The sequence below is a fragment of the Cupriavidus sp. GW823-FHT07B10 genome, assembly GCF_058794355.1.
Map to the genome: position 1 here is coordinate 623,896 of NZ_JBXAGS010000001.1, position 15,064 is coordinate 638,959.

General features: G+C 64.3%; 12 protein-coding genes and 2 pseudogenes. 10 read left to right on the forward strand and 4 right to left on the reverse strand.

Going from position 1 to position 15,064, the window contains the following annotated elements; all coding sequences use genetic code 11:
- Nucleotides 1-75: 75 nt before the first annotated feature.
- Nucleotides 76-693, reverse strand: a complete 618-nt coding sequence (locus AC1Q6V_RS03035; protein ID WP_010811215.1) for a TetR/AcrR family transcriptional regulator — start codon at nucleotides 691-693, stop codon at nucleotides 76-78.
- A 101-nt stretch (nucleotides 694-794) separates the two neighbouring features.
- Here AC1Q6V_RS03035 and AC1Q6V_RS03040 point away from each other — a divergent pair, with 101 nt between their 5' ends.
- Together AC1Q6V_RS03040 and AC1Q6V_RS03045 are read left to right on the forward strand one after the other, a co-directional pair.
- Nucleotides 795-2,303 carry an efflux transporter outer membrane subunit gene (locus AC1Q6V_RS03040; RefSeq protein WP_052181670.1) on the forward strand — a complete coding sequence of 503 codons (1,509 nt, stop codon included), beginning with the start codon at nucleotides 795-797 and terminating at the stop codon, nucleotides 2,301-2,303.
- Between the two features lie 651 nt (nucleotides 2,304-2,954).
- Nucleotides 2,955-3,740, forward strand: coding sequence for an HpcH/HpaI aldolase family protein (locus AC1Q6V_RS03045; RefSeq protein WP_041687165.1), 786 nt, complete (start codon nucleotides 2,955-2,957; stop codon nucleotides 3,738-3,740).
- Between the two features lie 315 nt (nucleotides 3,741-4,055).
- On the opposite strand, the gene AC1Q6V_RS03050 is transcribed toward AC1Q6V_RS03045, so the two are convergent.
- The 3 genes and pseudogenes from AC1Q6V_RS03050 to AC1Q6V_RS03060 all read right to left on the reverse strand — a co-directional run.
- Nucleotides 4,056-4,637 carry an NAD(P)H-dependent oxidoreductase gene (locus AC1Q6V_RS03050; protein ID WP_010811218.1) on the reverse strand — a complete coding sequence of 194 codons (582 nt, stop codon included), beginning with the start codon at nucleotides 4,635-4,637 and terminating at the stop codon, nucleotides 4,056-4,058.
- 41 nt (nucleotides 4,638-4,678) lie between these two features.
- Nucleotides 4,679-5,977 (reverse strand): carboxylesterase/lipase family protein, encoded by a 1,299-nt coding sequence (locus AC1Q6V_RS03055; protein ID WP_454749308.1) that lies wholly within the window; start codon nucleotides 5,975-5,977, stop codon nucleotides 4,679-4,681.
- 399 nt (nucleotides 5,978-6,376) lie between these two features.
- Nucleotides 6,377-6,532 (reverse strand): annotated as a pseudogene (locus AC1Q6V_RS03060) (integrase); the annotation flags it as partial.
- 141 nt (nucleotides 6,533-6,673) lie between these two features.
- On the opposite strand from AC1Q6V_RS03060, the gene AC1Q6V_RS03065 reads away from it, so the two are divergent.
- The 8 genes and pseudogenes from AC1Q6V_RS03065 to AC1Q6V_RS03100 all read left to right on the forward strand — a co-directional run bounded on the left by AC1Q6V_RS03065 (nucleotide 6,674) and on the right by AC1Q6V_RS03100 (nucleotide 14,980).
- On the forward strand, nucleotides 6,674-7,729 hold the full coding sequence (locus tag AC1Q6V_RS03065; protein ID WP_010811220.1) for a medium chain dehydrogenase/reductase family protein: 1,056 nt from the start codon (nucleotides 6,674-6,676) through the stop codon (nucleotides 7,727-7,729).
- A 316-nt stretch (nucleotides 7,730-8,045) separates the two neighbouring features.
- On the forward strand, nucleotides 8,046-8,672 hold the full coding sequence (ycaC, locus tag AC1Q6V_RS03070) for an isochorismate family cysteine hydrolase YcaC (RefSeq protein ID WP_010811221.1): 627 nt from the start codon (nucleotides 8,046-8,048) through the stop codon (nucleotides 8,670-8,672).
- Between the two features lie 14 nt (nucleotides 8,673-8,686).
- A pseudogene (locus AC1Q6V_RS03075) lies at nucleotides 8,687-9,031 on the forward strand (alginate export family protein); the annotation flags it as partial.
- Between the two features lie 482 nt (nucleotides 9,032-9,513).
- The gene (locus AC1Q6V_RS03080) at nucleotides 9,514-10,608 is read left to right on the forward strand and encodes a porin (RefSeq protein ID WP_011614608.1); all 1,095 of its coding nucleotides are present in this window, start codon (nucleotides 9,514-9,516) and stop codon (nucleotides 10,606-10,608) included.
- A 46-nt stretch (nucleotides 10,609-10,654) separates the two neighbouring features.
- Nucleotides 10,655-11,635 carry a tripartite tricarboxylate transporter substrate binding protein gene (locus tag AC1Q6V_RS03085; RefSeq protein ID WP_010811224.1) on the forward strand — a complete coding sequence of 327 codons (981 nt, stop codon included), beginning with the start codon at nucleotides 10,655-10,657 and terminating at the stop codon, nucleotides 11,633-11,635.
- Nucleotides 11,636-11,694: 59 nt separating this feature from the next.
- Nucleotides 11,695-13,404, forward strand: coding sequence for an amidohydrolase (locus AC1Q6V_RS03090; protein ID WP_454749307.1), 1,710 nt, complete (start codon nucleotides 11,695-11,697; stop codon nucleotides 13,402-13,404).
- A 36-nt stretch (nucleotides 13,405-13,440) separates the two neighbouring features.
- Nucleotides 13,441-13,833: a 5-carboxymethyl-2-hydroxymuconate Delta-isomerase gene (locus tag AC1Q6V_RS03095; protein WP_454749306.1), complete on the forward strand. Its 393-nt coding sequence runs from the start codon at nucleotides 13,441-13,443 to the stop codon at nucleotides 13,831-13,833.
- Nucleotides 13,834-13,888: 55 nt separating this feature from the next.
- Complete coding sequence (locus AC1Q6V_RS03100) at nucleotides 13,889-14,980, forward strand: porin (protein ID WP_010811227.1); 1,092 nt, start codon at nucleotides 13,889-13,891, stop codon at nucleotides 14,978-14,980.
- The last annotated feature ends 84 nt before the right edge of the window (nucleotides 14,981-15,064 follow it).

Consider the following 15,064-nt stretch of genomic DNA (forward strand, 5'->3'; position numbering starts at 1 on the left):
TGTAGTAACGGTGACCAATTTAGTCAATGGTCACTCTCATTTTCGCGCCCGAGGACCTGCGCACACTCGGAGGGATCAGGGTGCCAGGCTGCGCAGGATCAGGCTGCTGAGCTGCGCCGGCGCCACTTCGACGAAGTCAAGGTTGTGCTGGAGCTGTAGCGGGTCGAGGTAGGGCTTCATCACGAGGTAGATGGCGTGAGCCGTTTCGTCGAGCGGCGTCTTGCGCTCGAACTCACCCGACTCGCGCCCCTCGCGCACGATCTGCAGGATCAGTTGCTGCATATGGGCATCGTAGGCGCGGGCCGAAGCCCACTGTTCCTCGCAGGCCACCACGGCAATGGCGTACAGCTTGCGGTCCTGGAAGAAAAGCCGGCTGCCAGCCTCCGCCAGCGTGCCGAAGAGGCGTCGCAGCCGCTCGGAGGCCGAGTCGGCGCCGGCCACCGCCTCGTCCACGGCCTGCCGCATCTGGTTGAGGCAGTTGCAGCAGATGACCTCGCCGATTGCCTGCTTAGAGTCGAAGAACTTGTAGACGTAGGCCTTCGAGAATCCGATGGCCTTGGCCAGGTCGGACACCGTGGTCTTTTCATATCCGTAGAGGCTGAAGTGCTCGGTGGCCGCCTCCACGATTTGGTTGCGCACGCCGTGGTCCACGGGACCGCGCGGCTGGGGAGTGGTGGGTTGGGTATCGGTCATGTCGTGAGCTTACACGTTGAATCGTCATTGACAAAGAGTGACCAGTTTGTATTATGGTCACAAGTCACGAAAAAAGTTCGACCATGTTATTCCGGCAGCCCATGCATTCCCGACGCCTCCCTTCCCGTTCCCGATCGCTCACTCACCTGTCCGGCCTCGTTGCCGCCGTGACTGCTCTGGCGGCGCTCGCCGGCTGTGCCGTCGGCCCCGACTACCGCAAGCCCGAGGTGCCCACCGCCGACCGCTTCCTCGGGCAACGCGACGTGGAGCAGCGCCGGGCCGCCACCCGGGCGGATCTCGAAGTCTGGTGGGAAGGGTTTGGCGACCCCCAACTGACGCGCTTCGTGCGGCTGGCGCTCGACCAGAACCTCAACCTGGCGGTCGCCTCCGCCCGGGTCACGCAGGCCGGGGCCGGACTGCGCTTCGCCACGGCCGCGCTACTGCCCTCGGGCGCCGTCAGCGCCCAGGCCGCGAAGCAGTACCAGTCCCTGGAGACGCCGCTGGGCCGGGTGCTGAATGCAACGCCAAACTTCGACCGGCATGGCAGCCTGTACGAGGCCGACCTCACCGCAAGTTGGGAGATCGACATCTTCGGCGGCCTGCGGCGGGAGCGCGAGGCGTCGCAGGCGGAGTACCAGGCGTCGGAGGCCGGGCTGGCTGCCACCCGCGTGGAGGTGGCGGCACAGGCCGCCGACACCTACGTGACCATCCGTGGCCTGCAGGCCCGGCTGTCGATCGCGCGGCAGCAGGTGGATACGCAGCAGAAGCTGGTCTCGACCGTCAGGCTGCTCTACGCCAAGGGACTGGCCGCCGCGCTGGAGGTGCAGCAGGCGGAAGGTGCCCTCGCGCAGGTGGAGGCCACCATTCCGGAACTCGAAGCCGGACTCGACGCCGCGCTGAACGCGATGGACGTGCTGCTCGGCAGCCAGCCGGGCACCTACCGCGCCGAACTCGCCGACATCAAGGTGATCCCGGCCGCGCCGCGGATCGAAGCCACCGGCACGCCCGCCGACTTGCTGCGGCGGCGCCCCGACCTGATCGTGGCGGAACGCCGGCTGGCGGCGTCGAATGCCCGCATCGGCGCGGCCATCGCCGAGTACTACCCGAAGGTCTCGCTCAGCGGGCTGCTGGGCAGCGCGACGACCGTGGCCAGCGGCAACCTGTTCTCGGCCAGTGCCAACCAGGCTGCCGGCGTGGCCGGGCTGCGCTGGCGACTGTTCGACTTCGGGCGCATCGGGGCGCAGATCGACCAAGCGAAGGGGCAGGAGGCCGAGGCGCTGGCGGGCTATCGACTGGCCGTGCTGCATGCGTCGGAGGATGTCGAGAATGCCTTCACGGCGCTGGTCAAGCGCGAGGAACAGACCAATGCCCTTGAACGTGGGGAACAGGCGCTCCGGCAGGCGCGGAATTCGTCGTTCGCGGCCTACGAGAAGGGCGTTGTCCGCCTGATCGAGGTGCTGCTCGCCGACGAGAACCTGCTGAAGACATCCGATGCGAAGGCGCAGGCCGAAGCGCAGTCAGCCCGCGCGGCCATCGCGGCATTCAAGGCCTTGGGCGGGGGGTGGCAGGCGGCTGCGGTGCCGCCGGCGCCGGGGGGTACGGTGCTGTAGGCGGGCTGCGACCGGCCTGCGCGTGTGTTGAGGGCACGGCATGACATGACTCACGCCATACTGTCTCGTCCGAGGTTCACTATCTTTATCAGGCAAACGCTTGTTTCCGGCCTTCGAGGCTGCAGCCTATGTTACCGGCGCCATCATTCCTGCCGACTGTGGGTGGTCTGTAGCGGGCGTGCGACTCAACAGTTGACGGGCGTGCCGGTTCAGGAACCGGGTTGACTCGCCGCACCCACTACGGCCGCCTGGAAGCGAGAAGCGACGCTTGGACGTTCGACGCGCTGGCGTGGACGAATGTCACATCATGGCCCGACACCGGCCGAAGCTTGGTAATTCGCGAAGGGCCGTGAATCGGCCGACGCGGTCACCCAAAATGTTGGGATGACTGACTCAAATTGGCCGACTACGGCCCGACGCTGAACACAGCCGAGTGCTCGTCCTGCACCGATCCACATAGGACAGAAGGCGACCCCAAAGAGGCGTTCGAGGCAACGCGCTGAACGGCAGAATCTGCGGGCCCATATCCGACGCCACCCTTTCGCGGAAACTGCAGCTTTCCTCTACATCAGCTTTTGACCCAACAGGTCTCCTTGGCAAGGCCGGCACGAGATGCATAGACTACGATGGCGCCCGTGCCCAGGAGCCATCATGACAACTACCGTCCCTGCCGCCAAAGGAATCAACCGGCTGAAATCGATGTGGCGAAATGGCCAAGCAACGCTTGGCGCCATCGCGACCATACCTTCGGTTCAGACCATCCAGATCATGGCTCATGCCGGTCTCGATTGGGTCCTCATCGACATGGAGCACGGCGCAATCGATGCCGGCACTGCTCACGCGATGATTTGCGCGACTTCCGGCACCCCGCTCGTGCCGCTGGTCCGGGTTGCGGCAACCAATGCGTGGCAGGCCAAGGTCCCTCTTGACCTCGGCGCTTTGGGGGTCTGCTTTCCGATGACGACGACCCGGGCCGCTGCAGAGGCGGCAGTGCGGGCTGTCCGCTACCCGCCCGAAGGAGATCGCTTCTGGGGCCCGTTCTATGCCCCGCCGCGATGGGGTCTAACCATGCGCGAATATCTGGATTGCGCAGATGGCGAGGTGCTTGCCATTGGCACGATTGAACACGTCGATGCCATTGGCAATATTGAAGACATTGTCGCAACGCCCGGACTTGACCTTGTTTTCATCGGTCCCGGGGACCTTGCCACCAGCATGGGATACCGGGGGCGGACGGACCTCCCCGAGGTGCAAGCGGTAATCGCACAACTTGAGACCCCAATTCTAAAGAGCCGGGTTTTGCTCGGCGGCGTCGCGCCGACTACCGACCTGGCAAATGCCATGATCGCACGCGGCTACCGCGCGGTCGTCATCGGTATGGACTGGTCCCTGCTCCAAAGGGGGCTAGCATCAGTCGTTGACGGCATCAGTCGGTAGAAGTTCGTCACAACCAACAAATCCTCCCTAAGCGGCGAGTCCTCGCCCATCGCTTCGCGAAGCCGCCATACTCGGCATCTCAGCCGTGGGTTATCAGTGACCGTGATGGCCGCACAACAGCCCTTGGGCTTCGGTCGGCGACCGTCTCTTGATGGCCGGAGGGTTACCGCGCGAGCGGTTTAGGCCACCGACCCTTCTGAGCCATTCAGACTCCCGAAGGCGAAGGGCCGGTTTGGCCGATGAACGGACGGTGGCAGGGAGCCACCACAACGACGGCAACCGCCCAGGAGCGCGCATGTGTCTGCCGAGTTCCGGTCAGTTCCCGTGCGCACCATGTGCACGCATGTTTTCCAGCCACCGGGTACGTGTCCTCTCGTTGGCAAAGGTAAGCCCATACAGGTTCTCGCGGATCGGCTTGATCCCGGCGAAACTCAGCATACTGCGCTCGAAGCCGCGGACTCCGTATGCGCCAAAGTACCAGCGATACAGCAGCGCCGGCATTCCCATGGTCACGATGATGCGTGCCGAGCGGCCGGCGAGCAGTCGTCTGGGGAACCCTTTCTCCTTGTAATCCATGGCAAATCCGGGCCGAAAGATGTGTTCGAGAAAACCCTTGAATAGCGCCGGCATGGTTCCGTGCCATAGCGGAAACAGGAAAACCCAATGCTCCGCCCAGCGCATGTCCTCCCTTGGCTGCTCCAATGCAGGAGGCAGTGTGCCAGTCTCGAACTCAGCCTGCGTGCGAAGCAGCGGGAAGTCGAGCTTCGCCACCTCGATGCGCCGTACGCCGTGTCCTGCCGTGGTCGCGCCTTGAGCGTAGGCGTCCGCCAGCGCATGCAGCAAGCGCTGGCCCGATGGGTCTGGATGCCCCTGGATGATCACGATGCGCTTGGACATGTTGCGGGTGGAGCTGTTCGGAAGGCCAGCGGTACGACGCACTAAGGCACGCCGTGCCAGAGGGCAAGCCTCACGGCCAACGGGTCGTCTACCACGGCAGACGGCGTGTCGAAGCGCATCGTTGACCTGTGGACCGGATCGTAGGTGGGCCAGCCGCAATCGCCGTTGACGGCGAACGCAACCCAGGCCCGGTGCATCGCGTCGGCGAGCGACTGTGGCGGTGTTGGGCCGACCAGCGCCTCTGCTCCGGGGCCCAAAGTATCGAAGATGAATGGTATCTCCACCCCATGCGCCGCGCCCAGACGACCTCCCAACTGAGGCGAACGCCACGCGAACTCATACATGTACGTCGAAATCCGGGCATTCGCCGCGTGGGCGTCTGCGAGTCGAACGGCAGGGATGCGCCAGTACCAATCCGTCTGGATTTCCGAGAACAGCTCACCAGCGGTGGCCGTGGGATGTGCTGCGCGGTAGCCGCTCAGGCCTCCGGCCGACAGGCCGTACGCGGCCACCAGCGCCAGGACGGAGGCCTCGGTAATGCGATCTATGGCTCCGCTGGGGACCAGGAAGAGCCGGGTCTCCTCGGTATTCGAACCGACCAACAGTGCTGTGTTCGCGGCCACGCCCGCGCGAATGGCGTCGATTGGGGGGGCAGGAAGAATTGCTCCATCGACCGTAGGCGCCCACGGGAGGCTGCTAAGCGCAACCTCCCCCCAGAAAGCCGGGTCCGGATCGGCAGTCAGTTCCTCGCGCAATTGCGCCTGTGCCTGCAGAACCTGCGCGGGCGTGGTTGAGGCAATCGCCTCCCTGGTGGGATCGACCTTCAGGAGCGCCGCCAGCCTGTGGCCAATGCGTTTCGCCGTGTTGGCCGAAGTGACATGGGGTGTGTTTCCGCTTTCCACGATTGCCCGCCGAAACAACCCTTGCGCGCGTGGCACGGTAAAGAGGGTTGCGATGCTCATCCCGCCGGCCGACTGCCCAAAAATAGTGACCTGACCTGGGTCCCCGCCAAATGCATCAATGTTCTGCTGCACCCACTCGAGCGCGGCGATCTGGTCAAGTAGTCCGAGATTGGCGAGACCGTCGCCGAGGCAATCCTCGCCGCCGCCAACGAGTTCTCCGAGTGCCTCCGCGATGCCGGGCGGGTACGCAATCTGTGGCGATTTCGGCCCAAACGAGAGCGCATCCCGCACGCCACGCCAGGGTGCTGCGGATTGCGGCGGCCGCAGCCTGTTCATGCCGAACGGTGGGCCAGCATATGGGATGCCCTTGAACGCGTACACGCCATCGCAGCGGAGGCCTCGCACCTTGCCAAGACGCGTTTCGACAATCGGGTACATGGCCGGCTCCCCCGAAAGGTTGGCACTTGGATAGTGAATAGTCATGAAGGGCCGTGGCTGCTTTGCGCCGGATCAAGAGAAAGCGAGTCCTGGATGTCCCCGCTTCGACCGCGTTCCAATTGCTGCGGATCACCGACCGTTTCAAGGTCGGGAACGGCGCTTCGCACCGTTTTGAAAAACCCATTAGGACAGAATTGGCCTGGCTTGCCCTGAATTCTTGCTTGTCCACGCAAGTCGCCCGCCTCAACGGTATTGGCGGCGTACGCTTTGGGGACGAACTCAGGGCGGTCGCGCGAGTGGCCACATTAGAAGGAGCTTCCGCCGTTGGGTGCCACCTGTTGGATGGCAGAAACTGGCAGTTACTAGGCCGGCAAGCGACCGCGATCCGGCCACGCACCTCACTCCAAGATAGCGCGCTGTGCTCTCAAGTGGTATGGCCGACAAACAATTGAACGGCACGCAGATTCTTGGTCCGTCGATAGATCAGTGATGCTCTTTGGTGCGTCGGATGGAATGCATTCTGTAGGCTGAATCGTCAAGGCCAACCCCGTTGACTTAGGTCAACCGCGCTGGCGAGATAGCACCTAGTTTTAATGCAGAGGCTGCGTACATACGAGCCGCTAGTCTCAAGGCTTTGTCGCTAGTGTCGACGATCTGCGACGTTGTTGTGGTACGAGACGGATACTCTCCAACGCTATGAAACACAGGCGCATCATAGTCACCAACTACGGCGGGCCCGATGCGCTTCACGTAGTGGAGGAGGAATGCCCCGAACCCAAGGTCGGCGAAGTGCGGGTGAGGGTGCTGGCAGCAGGTGTGGGCCAACCGGACATAATGATGCGCGAGGGCTTTCACCCCGAAACGCCCCCGCTGCCTTTTACGCCCGGTTGGGATCTGGTCGGCATGGTGGACAAACTAGGCAGTGGGGTCTCCGGGGTTGAACCCGGTCAGATCATTGCAGCCTTGCCGATCAGCGGCGCATACGCCGAGTTCGTCTGTCTGGCTCAGCGCGAACTGGTTCCCGTGCCTCCGGGAGTGGACGTGGCCGAGGCTGTCAGCCTCGTACTGAACTACGTTACTGCGTACCAGATGTTGCATCGCTGCGCCAAAGTCGAGCCGGGTCAGCAGGTCTTGATTCACGGTGCGGCGGGCGGAGTTGGCTCGGCACTATTGCAGCTTGGGCGCCTCGCCGGGCTGCAAATGTACGGGACCTGTTCATCGCAAGATGCGATGGCGGTTTCTGGCCTGGGCGGCATACCCATTGACTATCAAAGGCTTGATTTCGTGGAAGAGATACGCCGCCTGACGGGTGACGGCGTAGACGTCGTCTTCGACGGGATCGGCGGCAGCAACATCTGGCGTTCCCGCGACGCTCTCCATCCCCGCGGGAAAGTCGTAGCCTATGGCCTTACTGCCTCGCTACGTGGGGGACGCCTGGCATCAGGTCGCTCGGGGCGTCGTAACCGCTTCCAGCGACTTGCGATTTTCGGTGTGTGCATTGTTGGAGGCTGGCTCCTCCCGGGCCGGAAGCGGGTGGTCCCCTACAGCATTCAATGGCTCAAGCGGATGAAACCGGCATTGTTCCGGCAGGACTTGACTGTTCTGCTGGACCTACTTCAACAAGAGAGAATCAAGCCGCTGATTGCTCGGAAATTCTCTCTTAGCGAGGCAAAACTTGCGCACGAGTTGCTCGGTGAGAAAGGCGTGGCCGGCAAAATCGTGCTCATGACCAACGAGGCATTGATGGGGTGACCGACGCCAAGCTCGAAAACTCGCAAGTCAGGATTGGCCTGACTGAGGCGGAAAGGGCGAGCATGTAACGCTGGCCTGCCGCAACTACAGACTTCCGTTTGCGACCCATCTCCGCCATCGACTGGGTGTCGATTCAACGACCGTTCATGCCGTCTCTACGGACAAATGATCATACCCCGTTAGTCGGAGGAAAGATCCACGGCCGCCCCTGCTTTCAAATTCTGGTTCGATCGACAAGAATAGGAGTCGGCGGTGAGTCGCCGTCACCCACAGAAAGTGCCGAATTTGGCTCAATCCTGCTACAAAGGAGATTGCCATGAGCAAGCCCTACAAGCGGTTGGACAAGAATGATGCAGCCGTTCTCTTGGTCGATCATCAGGCCGGTCTTCTCTCCCTCGTTCGCGATATCGAGCCAGACAAGTTCAAGAACAATGTTCTGGCCGTTGCAGACCTTGCCAAGTATTTCAAGCTCCCCACCGTTCTGACCACCAGTTTCGAGGATGGACCAAATGGCCCTCTGGTCCCGGAGTTGAAGCAGATTTTTCCCGATGCACCTTTCATTCCTCGGCCAGGACAAATCAATGCGTGGGACAACGAGGACTTTGTCAAAGCAGTGAAGGCCACGGGAAGGAAGCAGTTGATAATTGCCGGCGTGGTCACTGAGGTCTGCGTTGCCTTTCCAGCGCTTTCCGCGATGGCCGAAGGCTATGATGTGTTCGTCGCCACGGATGCATCGGGTACGTTCAATGAAGTAACGCGCCACTCGGCGTGGAACAGGATGGCAGAGGCTGGGGCACAGTTGATGACGTGGTTTGGTATCGCCTGCGAACTGCACCGCGACTGGAGGAATGATATCGAGGGACTTGGAACGCTATTTTCGAATCACATCCCTGATTATCGAAATCTGATCACGAGCTACACGACCGTAAAGGCAGGCCAGTAACGCAAGAGGCCTACTTCAATCAAGCCGGCCTGATCGGCGCCTCCAACGTGCTGGATATCCAGCCGTCGCTGACGCTGGTTCCCGCGGCCGGCATCAAGCTGACCTTCGCCTGTGACTTCATCTGGCGGGCAACCACGCACGACGCGGTCTACACCTCGGCGGGCATCCCGGTTCCCGGCACCGCGGGCCGCTCCGGCCAGTACAGCAGCAGCCAGCTCTCTGTGGATGTTGCATGGCAGGCGAGCCGGCATGTGCTGGTCAATGGCGGCGCCGTGTATGTGGATGAGAGCCGCACGCTGAAAGCCGTTGGCGGACACAACACGCGCTTTCTCTACCTGGCGCTCGGCTATACGTTCTGATGCGGCGGGTGCCATGCGACACATCCACAAGCTATTGAGCGCGACGAGCGGTCATGGCTGCCTGCGGCCGCGCCCGGGAGTGCGCGGCATAGCGCACGGCTTCCGGCGTCCAGCGTCCTATGCCTGGAACGCAGTGGTACAGCCACACCGGCTACCAGGCACGTCCCCAAGTACCTATGCTCAAGCCCGACAGCGTCGGCTTTTGCGGCACTGGCAAGGCGTGGCGCGGGCCCGGTATTCCAATAACAAATCGGTATGGTGACGAAAAGAAAATGCGAATGGACGCTGTGATTCACCATTTCTAGAATCACCTCACGCTGAATGGTCGCGTAAATCCGCCGCACTAAAAGAGCGCCACCAAGAATCCACCAGATGCTGATGCCGTAAATGGGGCAGGGGTCGTTGTTGCCCGCGGTTTCGTGCACAGGGCGGGGCAGGCATCCCCGTATCGGTTCGGACAGGCGCAAGACACTGGAGACAATATGAAGAACCCCCTTGCGGGTGCCGCCTTTGCGGCGCTTGCGGCCTGCTGCACCGGCGCCTTCGCACAGAGCAATGTCACGCTCTATGGCCGGCTGAATACATCGATGGAGTATTCCGATGCGTCGACGGCTTCCGACGGCACCAAGCTGGGCGGCACCGGCCGGCTGACCAACAACCGCTCGGTCTTCGGCATGCGCGGCGAGGAATCGCTGTATGGCAGCCTCAAGGCGATCTGGCAGATCGAGAGCAATATCTCATTGGATACGGGCAGCGGACAACTGGCCAGCCGCAACACCCGCATTGGATTGGCCGGCTCAGCTGGCAGCTTTTTCATGGGCAACTGGACCACGCCCTACCTGGAAGCCACCTCGTCCTACGATCCGTTCTATCCGACCACGGCTGGCTACATGGCGCTGATCGGCAATGGCTCGACCCCGACCTCCGACAATGTCCAGGACACCAGCTCCTTCGATCGCCGCCAGAAGAACAGTGTCCATTACCGCAGCCCGAAGTGGAACGGCTTCAGCGGCGGCGTGACCTGGGGTATCAACGAAGAGCGCATTACGGTGCCGCGCAACCCGAGCCTGTGGTCGTTCGCGGGGGCCTATGACAACGGCCCGCTCAATGTCGTGTTGGCCTATGAGCGCCACAACAACTACCAGACCGCGGGACGCGATGACGAAGGTATGAAGATCGGGCTGTCGTACCAGTTCCCGACCACCAAGGTCTCGGCCATCTATGAGCGGCTGCACTACCGCACCGCCACCGGCGACCTGAAGCGCGATGCCTACTACGCGTCTGTGGTGCAGAAGCTATGGACGGGCAGCCTGCGCGCCGGCGTCGGCGTGGCCGGCAACGGCCGTGGCAACGCCACCGAGACTGTCGGCTTCTTCCGCAGCGGAGCGGATACCGGCGCGGTCCAGGCCACCCTGGGCTATGAGTACCCGCTGTCCAAGCGCACCTCGGTGTTTGGCTTCTACAGCCGCATCTTCAACAAGAAGAATGCCACCTACGACTTTGCGATCAATGAGCTGGGCATTTCCGCCGGCGCCGATCCGCAGACCGTTGCGCTGGGCATGCGCCACGTCTTCTGAGCACGGCGCACGTCAGGCCATCCCCCACGATTCCAGGAGTACCCCAATGAAATTCCAGAACATCCTGCGCGCGGCGCTTGCGACGGCGCTCTGCCTGCCGCTGCTGCACGGCGCGGCGCAAGCCGAAGCGTATCCCGACAAGCCGATCCGCATGATCGTGCCGTTTGCTGCCGGCAGCGCCACCGACCTGCTCGCACGCATCGTCAGCGCCGAGATCGGCACCAGCTCGAACATGCAGATCGTGGTGGACAACCGCCCCGGCGCGGGTGGGACCATCGGCACCGCGGTGGTGGCCAAGGCGCCCGCGGACGGCTACACGCTGCTGCTGACCTCCGCCGGGCATGCGGTCAATCCCACGCTCTATCCCAAGCTGCCGTACGACACCACCCGCGACCTGAAGGGCATCTCCACGGTGGCGACCATGCCCTACCTGCTGGTGGTCAGCGCCTCCAGCCCCTACCGCACGCTCAAGGACCTGCTGGCGGCTGCGCGCGCCAGGCCCGATTCCGTCACCTACAGCTCGGCGGGCAGTGGCAGCTCTTCGCACCTGAGCGGCGAGCTGTTCAACGTGACCGCGGGCGTGCAGACCCGGCATATCCCGTACAAGGGCGCGCCGGCGGCGATCACCGATGTGATGAGCGGGCGCGTCGACATGTTCTTCGCGCCGTCCATCACTGCGCTGCAGTTCGTCAAGGACGGCAAGCTGCGCATCCTGGGCGTGGCCACGGCGGCGCGGGTGCCGTCGCTGCCGGACGTGCCCACCATCGCCGAAGCGGGCGTGCCGGGCTATGTCTTCGATGCCTGGTTCGGCGTGCTGGCGCCCGCGGGCACGCCCAAGGATGTCGTCGCCCGCCTGAACACGGCGATGCAGCAAGCGCTCAGCGCGCCGGCGACCAAGGAGAAGCTCATTGCGCAAGGCGCCGAGGCCAAGCCCTCGACGCCGGCTGCCTTCGACAAGCTGATCGCCGCCGACATCGCCAAGCTCGAGCCCATCGTCAAGCGCTCGGGCGCACAGCCGGGCCAGTAACGCCGCCACGGCGCCCGGGGGGCCGGGCGCCACCTCTCCTGCACGAAGGGAACATCGATATGCGTTGCATTGCACGGGCCCTGGCGCATGCCATGGCCGTCGGCTGCCTGGTGGCGGCTTCGGGAGCGCAGGCGCAAGCCGGCGCGTATGCCGACCGGATCCTGGTCAATGGCACGGTACTCACCATGAACGCCACGGACACAGTGGCGCAGGCCCTGGCCATCCGCGGCGACCGCATTGCCGCGGTGGGGACCAGCCGGGACATCCGGCGCCTGGCCGGCCCGCGCACGGAGGTGATCGACCTGGGCGGGCGCACGGTCATCCCCGGCCTGATCGACACCCATATCCACGCCATTCGCGGCGGCCAGAGCTATGCCTTCGAGACCTACTGGTATGAAGGCGAGACCACCAGCCTGGCCGCGGGGCTGGGGCTGCTGCGCAAGACCGCGCTGTCGCGTGGCCCCGGCAAATGGGTGGCCGTGACAGGTTCCTGGCACCCCGACCAGTTCACCGAGAAGCGCGCGCCGACCCCTGCCGAGCTGACCGCGCTGCTGCCTGACAATCCGGCCTATGTGCAGTACCTGTACGACTATGCACTGGTCAACGCCAGGGCGATCGAAGCGCTCAAGCTCGACCAGCCGGATGCGCTGCCGCCGGGCATCCGCGTGGAGCGCGACAGCGAAGGGCGCCCCACCGGCCGGATCTTCGGCGCGATCCGGCCGCTGTCGGCGCTGTTCGGCCGCATCCTGGCGCAGAGCCAGGTCGACGCCAGGGCTAGCCTGCAATCCTTTTTCAGCCGCCTTAACAGCCTCGGCGTCACCGCGCTGATCGACCCTACCGCGGGACCGGGCCCGGCCTACGATCCGCTGTACGCGTTGTGGCGCGAGGACAGCCTGTCGCTGCGGGTCGGCTACCGCATCCCGACCATGGTCGCTGGCAACGAGGCCGAATGGTTCCGCAATACGCTGGCCTACCTGCCGCCGCGCCTGGGCGACGGCAAGCTGCGCTTCCTCGGCCCGGGCGAGATGCTGGTGTTCGGCATGGACGACGGCGTGAAGATGGGACCTGGCTTCCAGCCGTCGGCGAAGGACCGCGAGGAACTGCTCAAGGTGGCAACGTTCGCCGCCAGCCGCGGCTATCCGGTCGAGATCCATGCCTATACCGACGATGCCGCCAGCGTGATCCTCGATGTCTTCGAGGAAGTGGGCAAGCGCCATGACCTGGGCAAGCTGCGCTGGGCCATGGCCCACCTGAATACCGGCAAGCCGGAGACGTTCCGGCGCATGAAGGCGCTTGGGCTTTCCTACACGGTGCAGATGGGGCCGTACTTCGAGGCCGGCGCCATCGGCCACGCCAACGACCACCATGTGGCCGAGGCCGCGCCGCCCGTGCGCCTGGCCCTGCAGCACGGGCTGAAGGTGGCGGGCGGCACGGATGCCACGCGCATCGGCATCCCCGGCGTCTGGCGCGCGCTGGAGTTCCACGTCGGCGGCTATTCGATCGGCAAGGAAGTCAGGCGCAAGGAGGACTTCCGGCTGTCGCGGCTGGAGGCGCTGCGGCTGTACACCGCCAATGCCGCGTGGATTTCATTCGACGAGGCCTCGCGCGGCACGCTGGAGGCCGGCAAGCTGGCCGACCTGGCGGTGCTCGACAAGCCCTACCTGACCGTCCCCGTTGAAGACATCCACCGCATCCGTTCGGTGCTGACGATGGTCGACGGCAAGGTGGTCCATGCCGACGGCGGCTTTGCCGCGCGCAAGGCGCGCTAGCCATCGGCGCCGCAAGCGCACAGGAGGGAATACGCCATGCCGCACCTGATCGTCGAATACACCCACAACCTCGCGCCGGTCGTGCGCATCGATGCCTTGCTGGCCGGACTGAGCGCGGTCCTGATCGCGCAGGACGGCGCGTTTCCGGTGGGCGGCATCCGTGCGCGCGCGCTATGCCTGGAGTCCTACCGCATGGCCGACGGCAGCAGCGACGATGCCTTCGTGCACGTGACGCTGGCCGTCGCGCGGGGGCGCTCGCAGGACGTGCTCGACCGTACCGTCAGCGCCTTGTTCGATACCTTGACCGCGTATTTCGCCGAGCCATACCGGCGCCGCTACCTGGCCTTGTCGCTGGAGCTGCGGGAGTTTGCCGGTGCCTACCGGAGCCTCAACAACATCCATCAGCGCTACAACACCACGGCTGCATAGGGCGGCGGCCGCGTACCACCACAACGACAAGAAAGACCCACGGAGGAGACAGCAAATGAAGATCGGAACCATGGGGGCCGCGCTGCTTGCGCTTAGCCCGACGCTGGCCGCGGCGCAGTCCGTGACGATGTACGGCGTGATCGATACCGGCGTGGAATACGTGAACAAGGTCGGCGCGGGCGGCGACAGCCTGGTGCGCATGCCGACCCTCACCGGCACCGTGCCGTCGCGCTGGGGCCTGCGCGGCACCGAGGACCTGGGCGGCGGGCTCAAGAGCGTGTTCGTGCTGGAGTCCGGCTTCGCCCCCGATACCGGCGGTGCCAACCAGGGCGGACGGCTGTTCGGGCGGCAGGCGCTGGTGGGGCTGAGTGGCAAGTGGGGCCAGCTGTCGCTGGGGCGGCAGTACACCATGCTGTTCTGGGCCAACCTGGACTCGGACATCCTCGGCCCCAACGTGTACGGCGCGGCGTCGCTCGACAGCTACCTGCCGAATACGCGTGCCGACAATGCGGTGGCTTACAAGGGCACCTTCGGCGGGCTGACCGTCGGTGCCACCTACAGCTTCGGGCGCGATGCGATCAACGCCGGCCCCAGTCCGGCCGGCACCAATTGCGCGGGCGAGAACCCTGCCAGCAAGTCTGCCTGCCGGGAATGGTCGGCGCTGATCCGGTATGAGCACAAGGGCTGGGGCGTCACCGCTGCCTATGACTCGCTGCGCGGCGGGCCCGGCGCATTCGGCGGGCTTGGCAACAAGTCGCTGACCGACGACCGCCTGTCGCTGAGCGGCTATGTACTGCTGTCGCGCGCCAAGCTGGGCGTGGGCGTGATCCGCCGCGACAACGAAGGCAGCGCGACGCCGCGCAGCGAGCTCTGGTATGGCGGCATGGCCTACGACATCACGCCGGCCTTCACGCTGGCCGGGCAGGTCTATTACCTCAAGTTCCATGACAGCGCCAACAAGGCCATGCTGTATGCGCTGCGCGGTGCCTATGCCTTTTCCAAGCGGACTTCGGTCTATGCCACGGCTGGATTCATCGATAACGGTGGGCAGCTTGCCCAGTCAGTCAGTGCCGGGGCGGCGGGGTCCAATCCCAGGGCGGGTGGGTCGCAGTTCGGGACGATGGTGGGGGTCAAGCACGTCTTTTAGCGGGCTGTCTGCATTGGCGCCATGCGGTCGGGTGTCGTGCCGAGGCAGACAGGTCTGCAGGCGGCAGCGGAATGCGCTGCATGA

What these genes read in the sequence shown, in the direction of transcription:
- AC1Q6V_RS03035 (WP_010811215.1), bottom strand. Translation starts at nt 693, where the DNA reads ATGACCGATACCCAACCCACCACTCCCCAGCCGCGCGGTCCCGTGGAC.
- AC1Q6V_RS03040 (WP_052181670.1), top strand. Translation starts at nt 795, where the DNA reads ATGCATTCCCGACGCCTCCCTTCCCGTTCCCGATCGCTCACTCACCTG.
- AC1Q6V_RS03045 (WP_041687165.1), top strand. Translation starts at nt 2,955, where the DNA reads ATGACAACTACCGTCCCTGCCGCCAAAGGAATCAACCGGCTGAAATCG.
- AC1Q6V_RS03050 (WP_010811218.1), bottom strand. Translation starts at nt 4,637, where the DNA reads ATGTCCAAGCGCATCGTGATCATCCAGGGGCATCCAGACCCATCGGGC.
- AC1Q6V_RS03055 (WP_454749308.1), bottom strand. Translation starts at nt 5,977, where the DNA reads ATGTACCCGATTGTCGAAACGCGTCTTGGCAAGGTGCGAGGCCTCCGC.
- AC1Q6V_RS03065 (WP_010811220.1), top strand. Translation starts at nt 6,674, where the DNA reads ATGAAACACAGGCGCATCATAGTCACCAACTACGGCGGGCCCGATGCG.
- ycaC (WP_010811221.1), top strand. Translation starts at nt 8,046, where the DNA reads ATGAGCAAGCCCTACAAGCGGTTGGACAAGAATGATGCAGCCGTTCTC.
- AC1Q6V_RS03080 (WP_011614608.1), top strand. Translation starts at nt 9,514, where the DNA reads ATGAAGAACCCCCTTGCGGGTGCCGCCTTTGCGGCGCTTGCGGCCTGC.
- AC1Q6V_RS03085 (WP_010811224.1), top strand. Translation starts at nt 10,655, where the DNA reads ATGAAATTCCAGAACATCCTGCGCGCGGCGCTTGCGACGGCGCTCTGC.
- AC1Q6V_RS03090 (WP_454749307.1), top strand. Translation starts at nt 11,695, where the DNA reads ATGCGTTGCATTGCACGGGCCCTGGCGCATGCCATGGCCGTCGGCTGC.
- AC1Q6V_RS03095 (WP_454749306.1), top strand. Translation starts at nt 13,441, where the DNA reads ATGCCGCACCTGATCGTCGAATACACCCACAACCTCGCGCCGGTCGTG.
- AC1Q6V_RS03100 (WP_010811227.1), top strand. Translation starts at nt 13,889, where the DNA reads ATGAAGATCGGAACCATGGGGGCCGCGCTGCTTGCGCTTAGCCCGACG.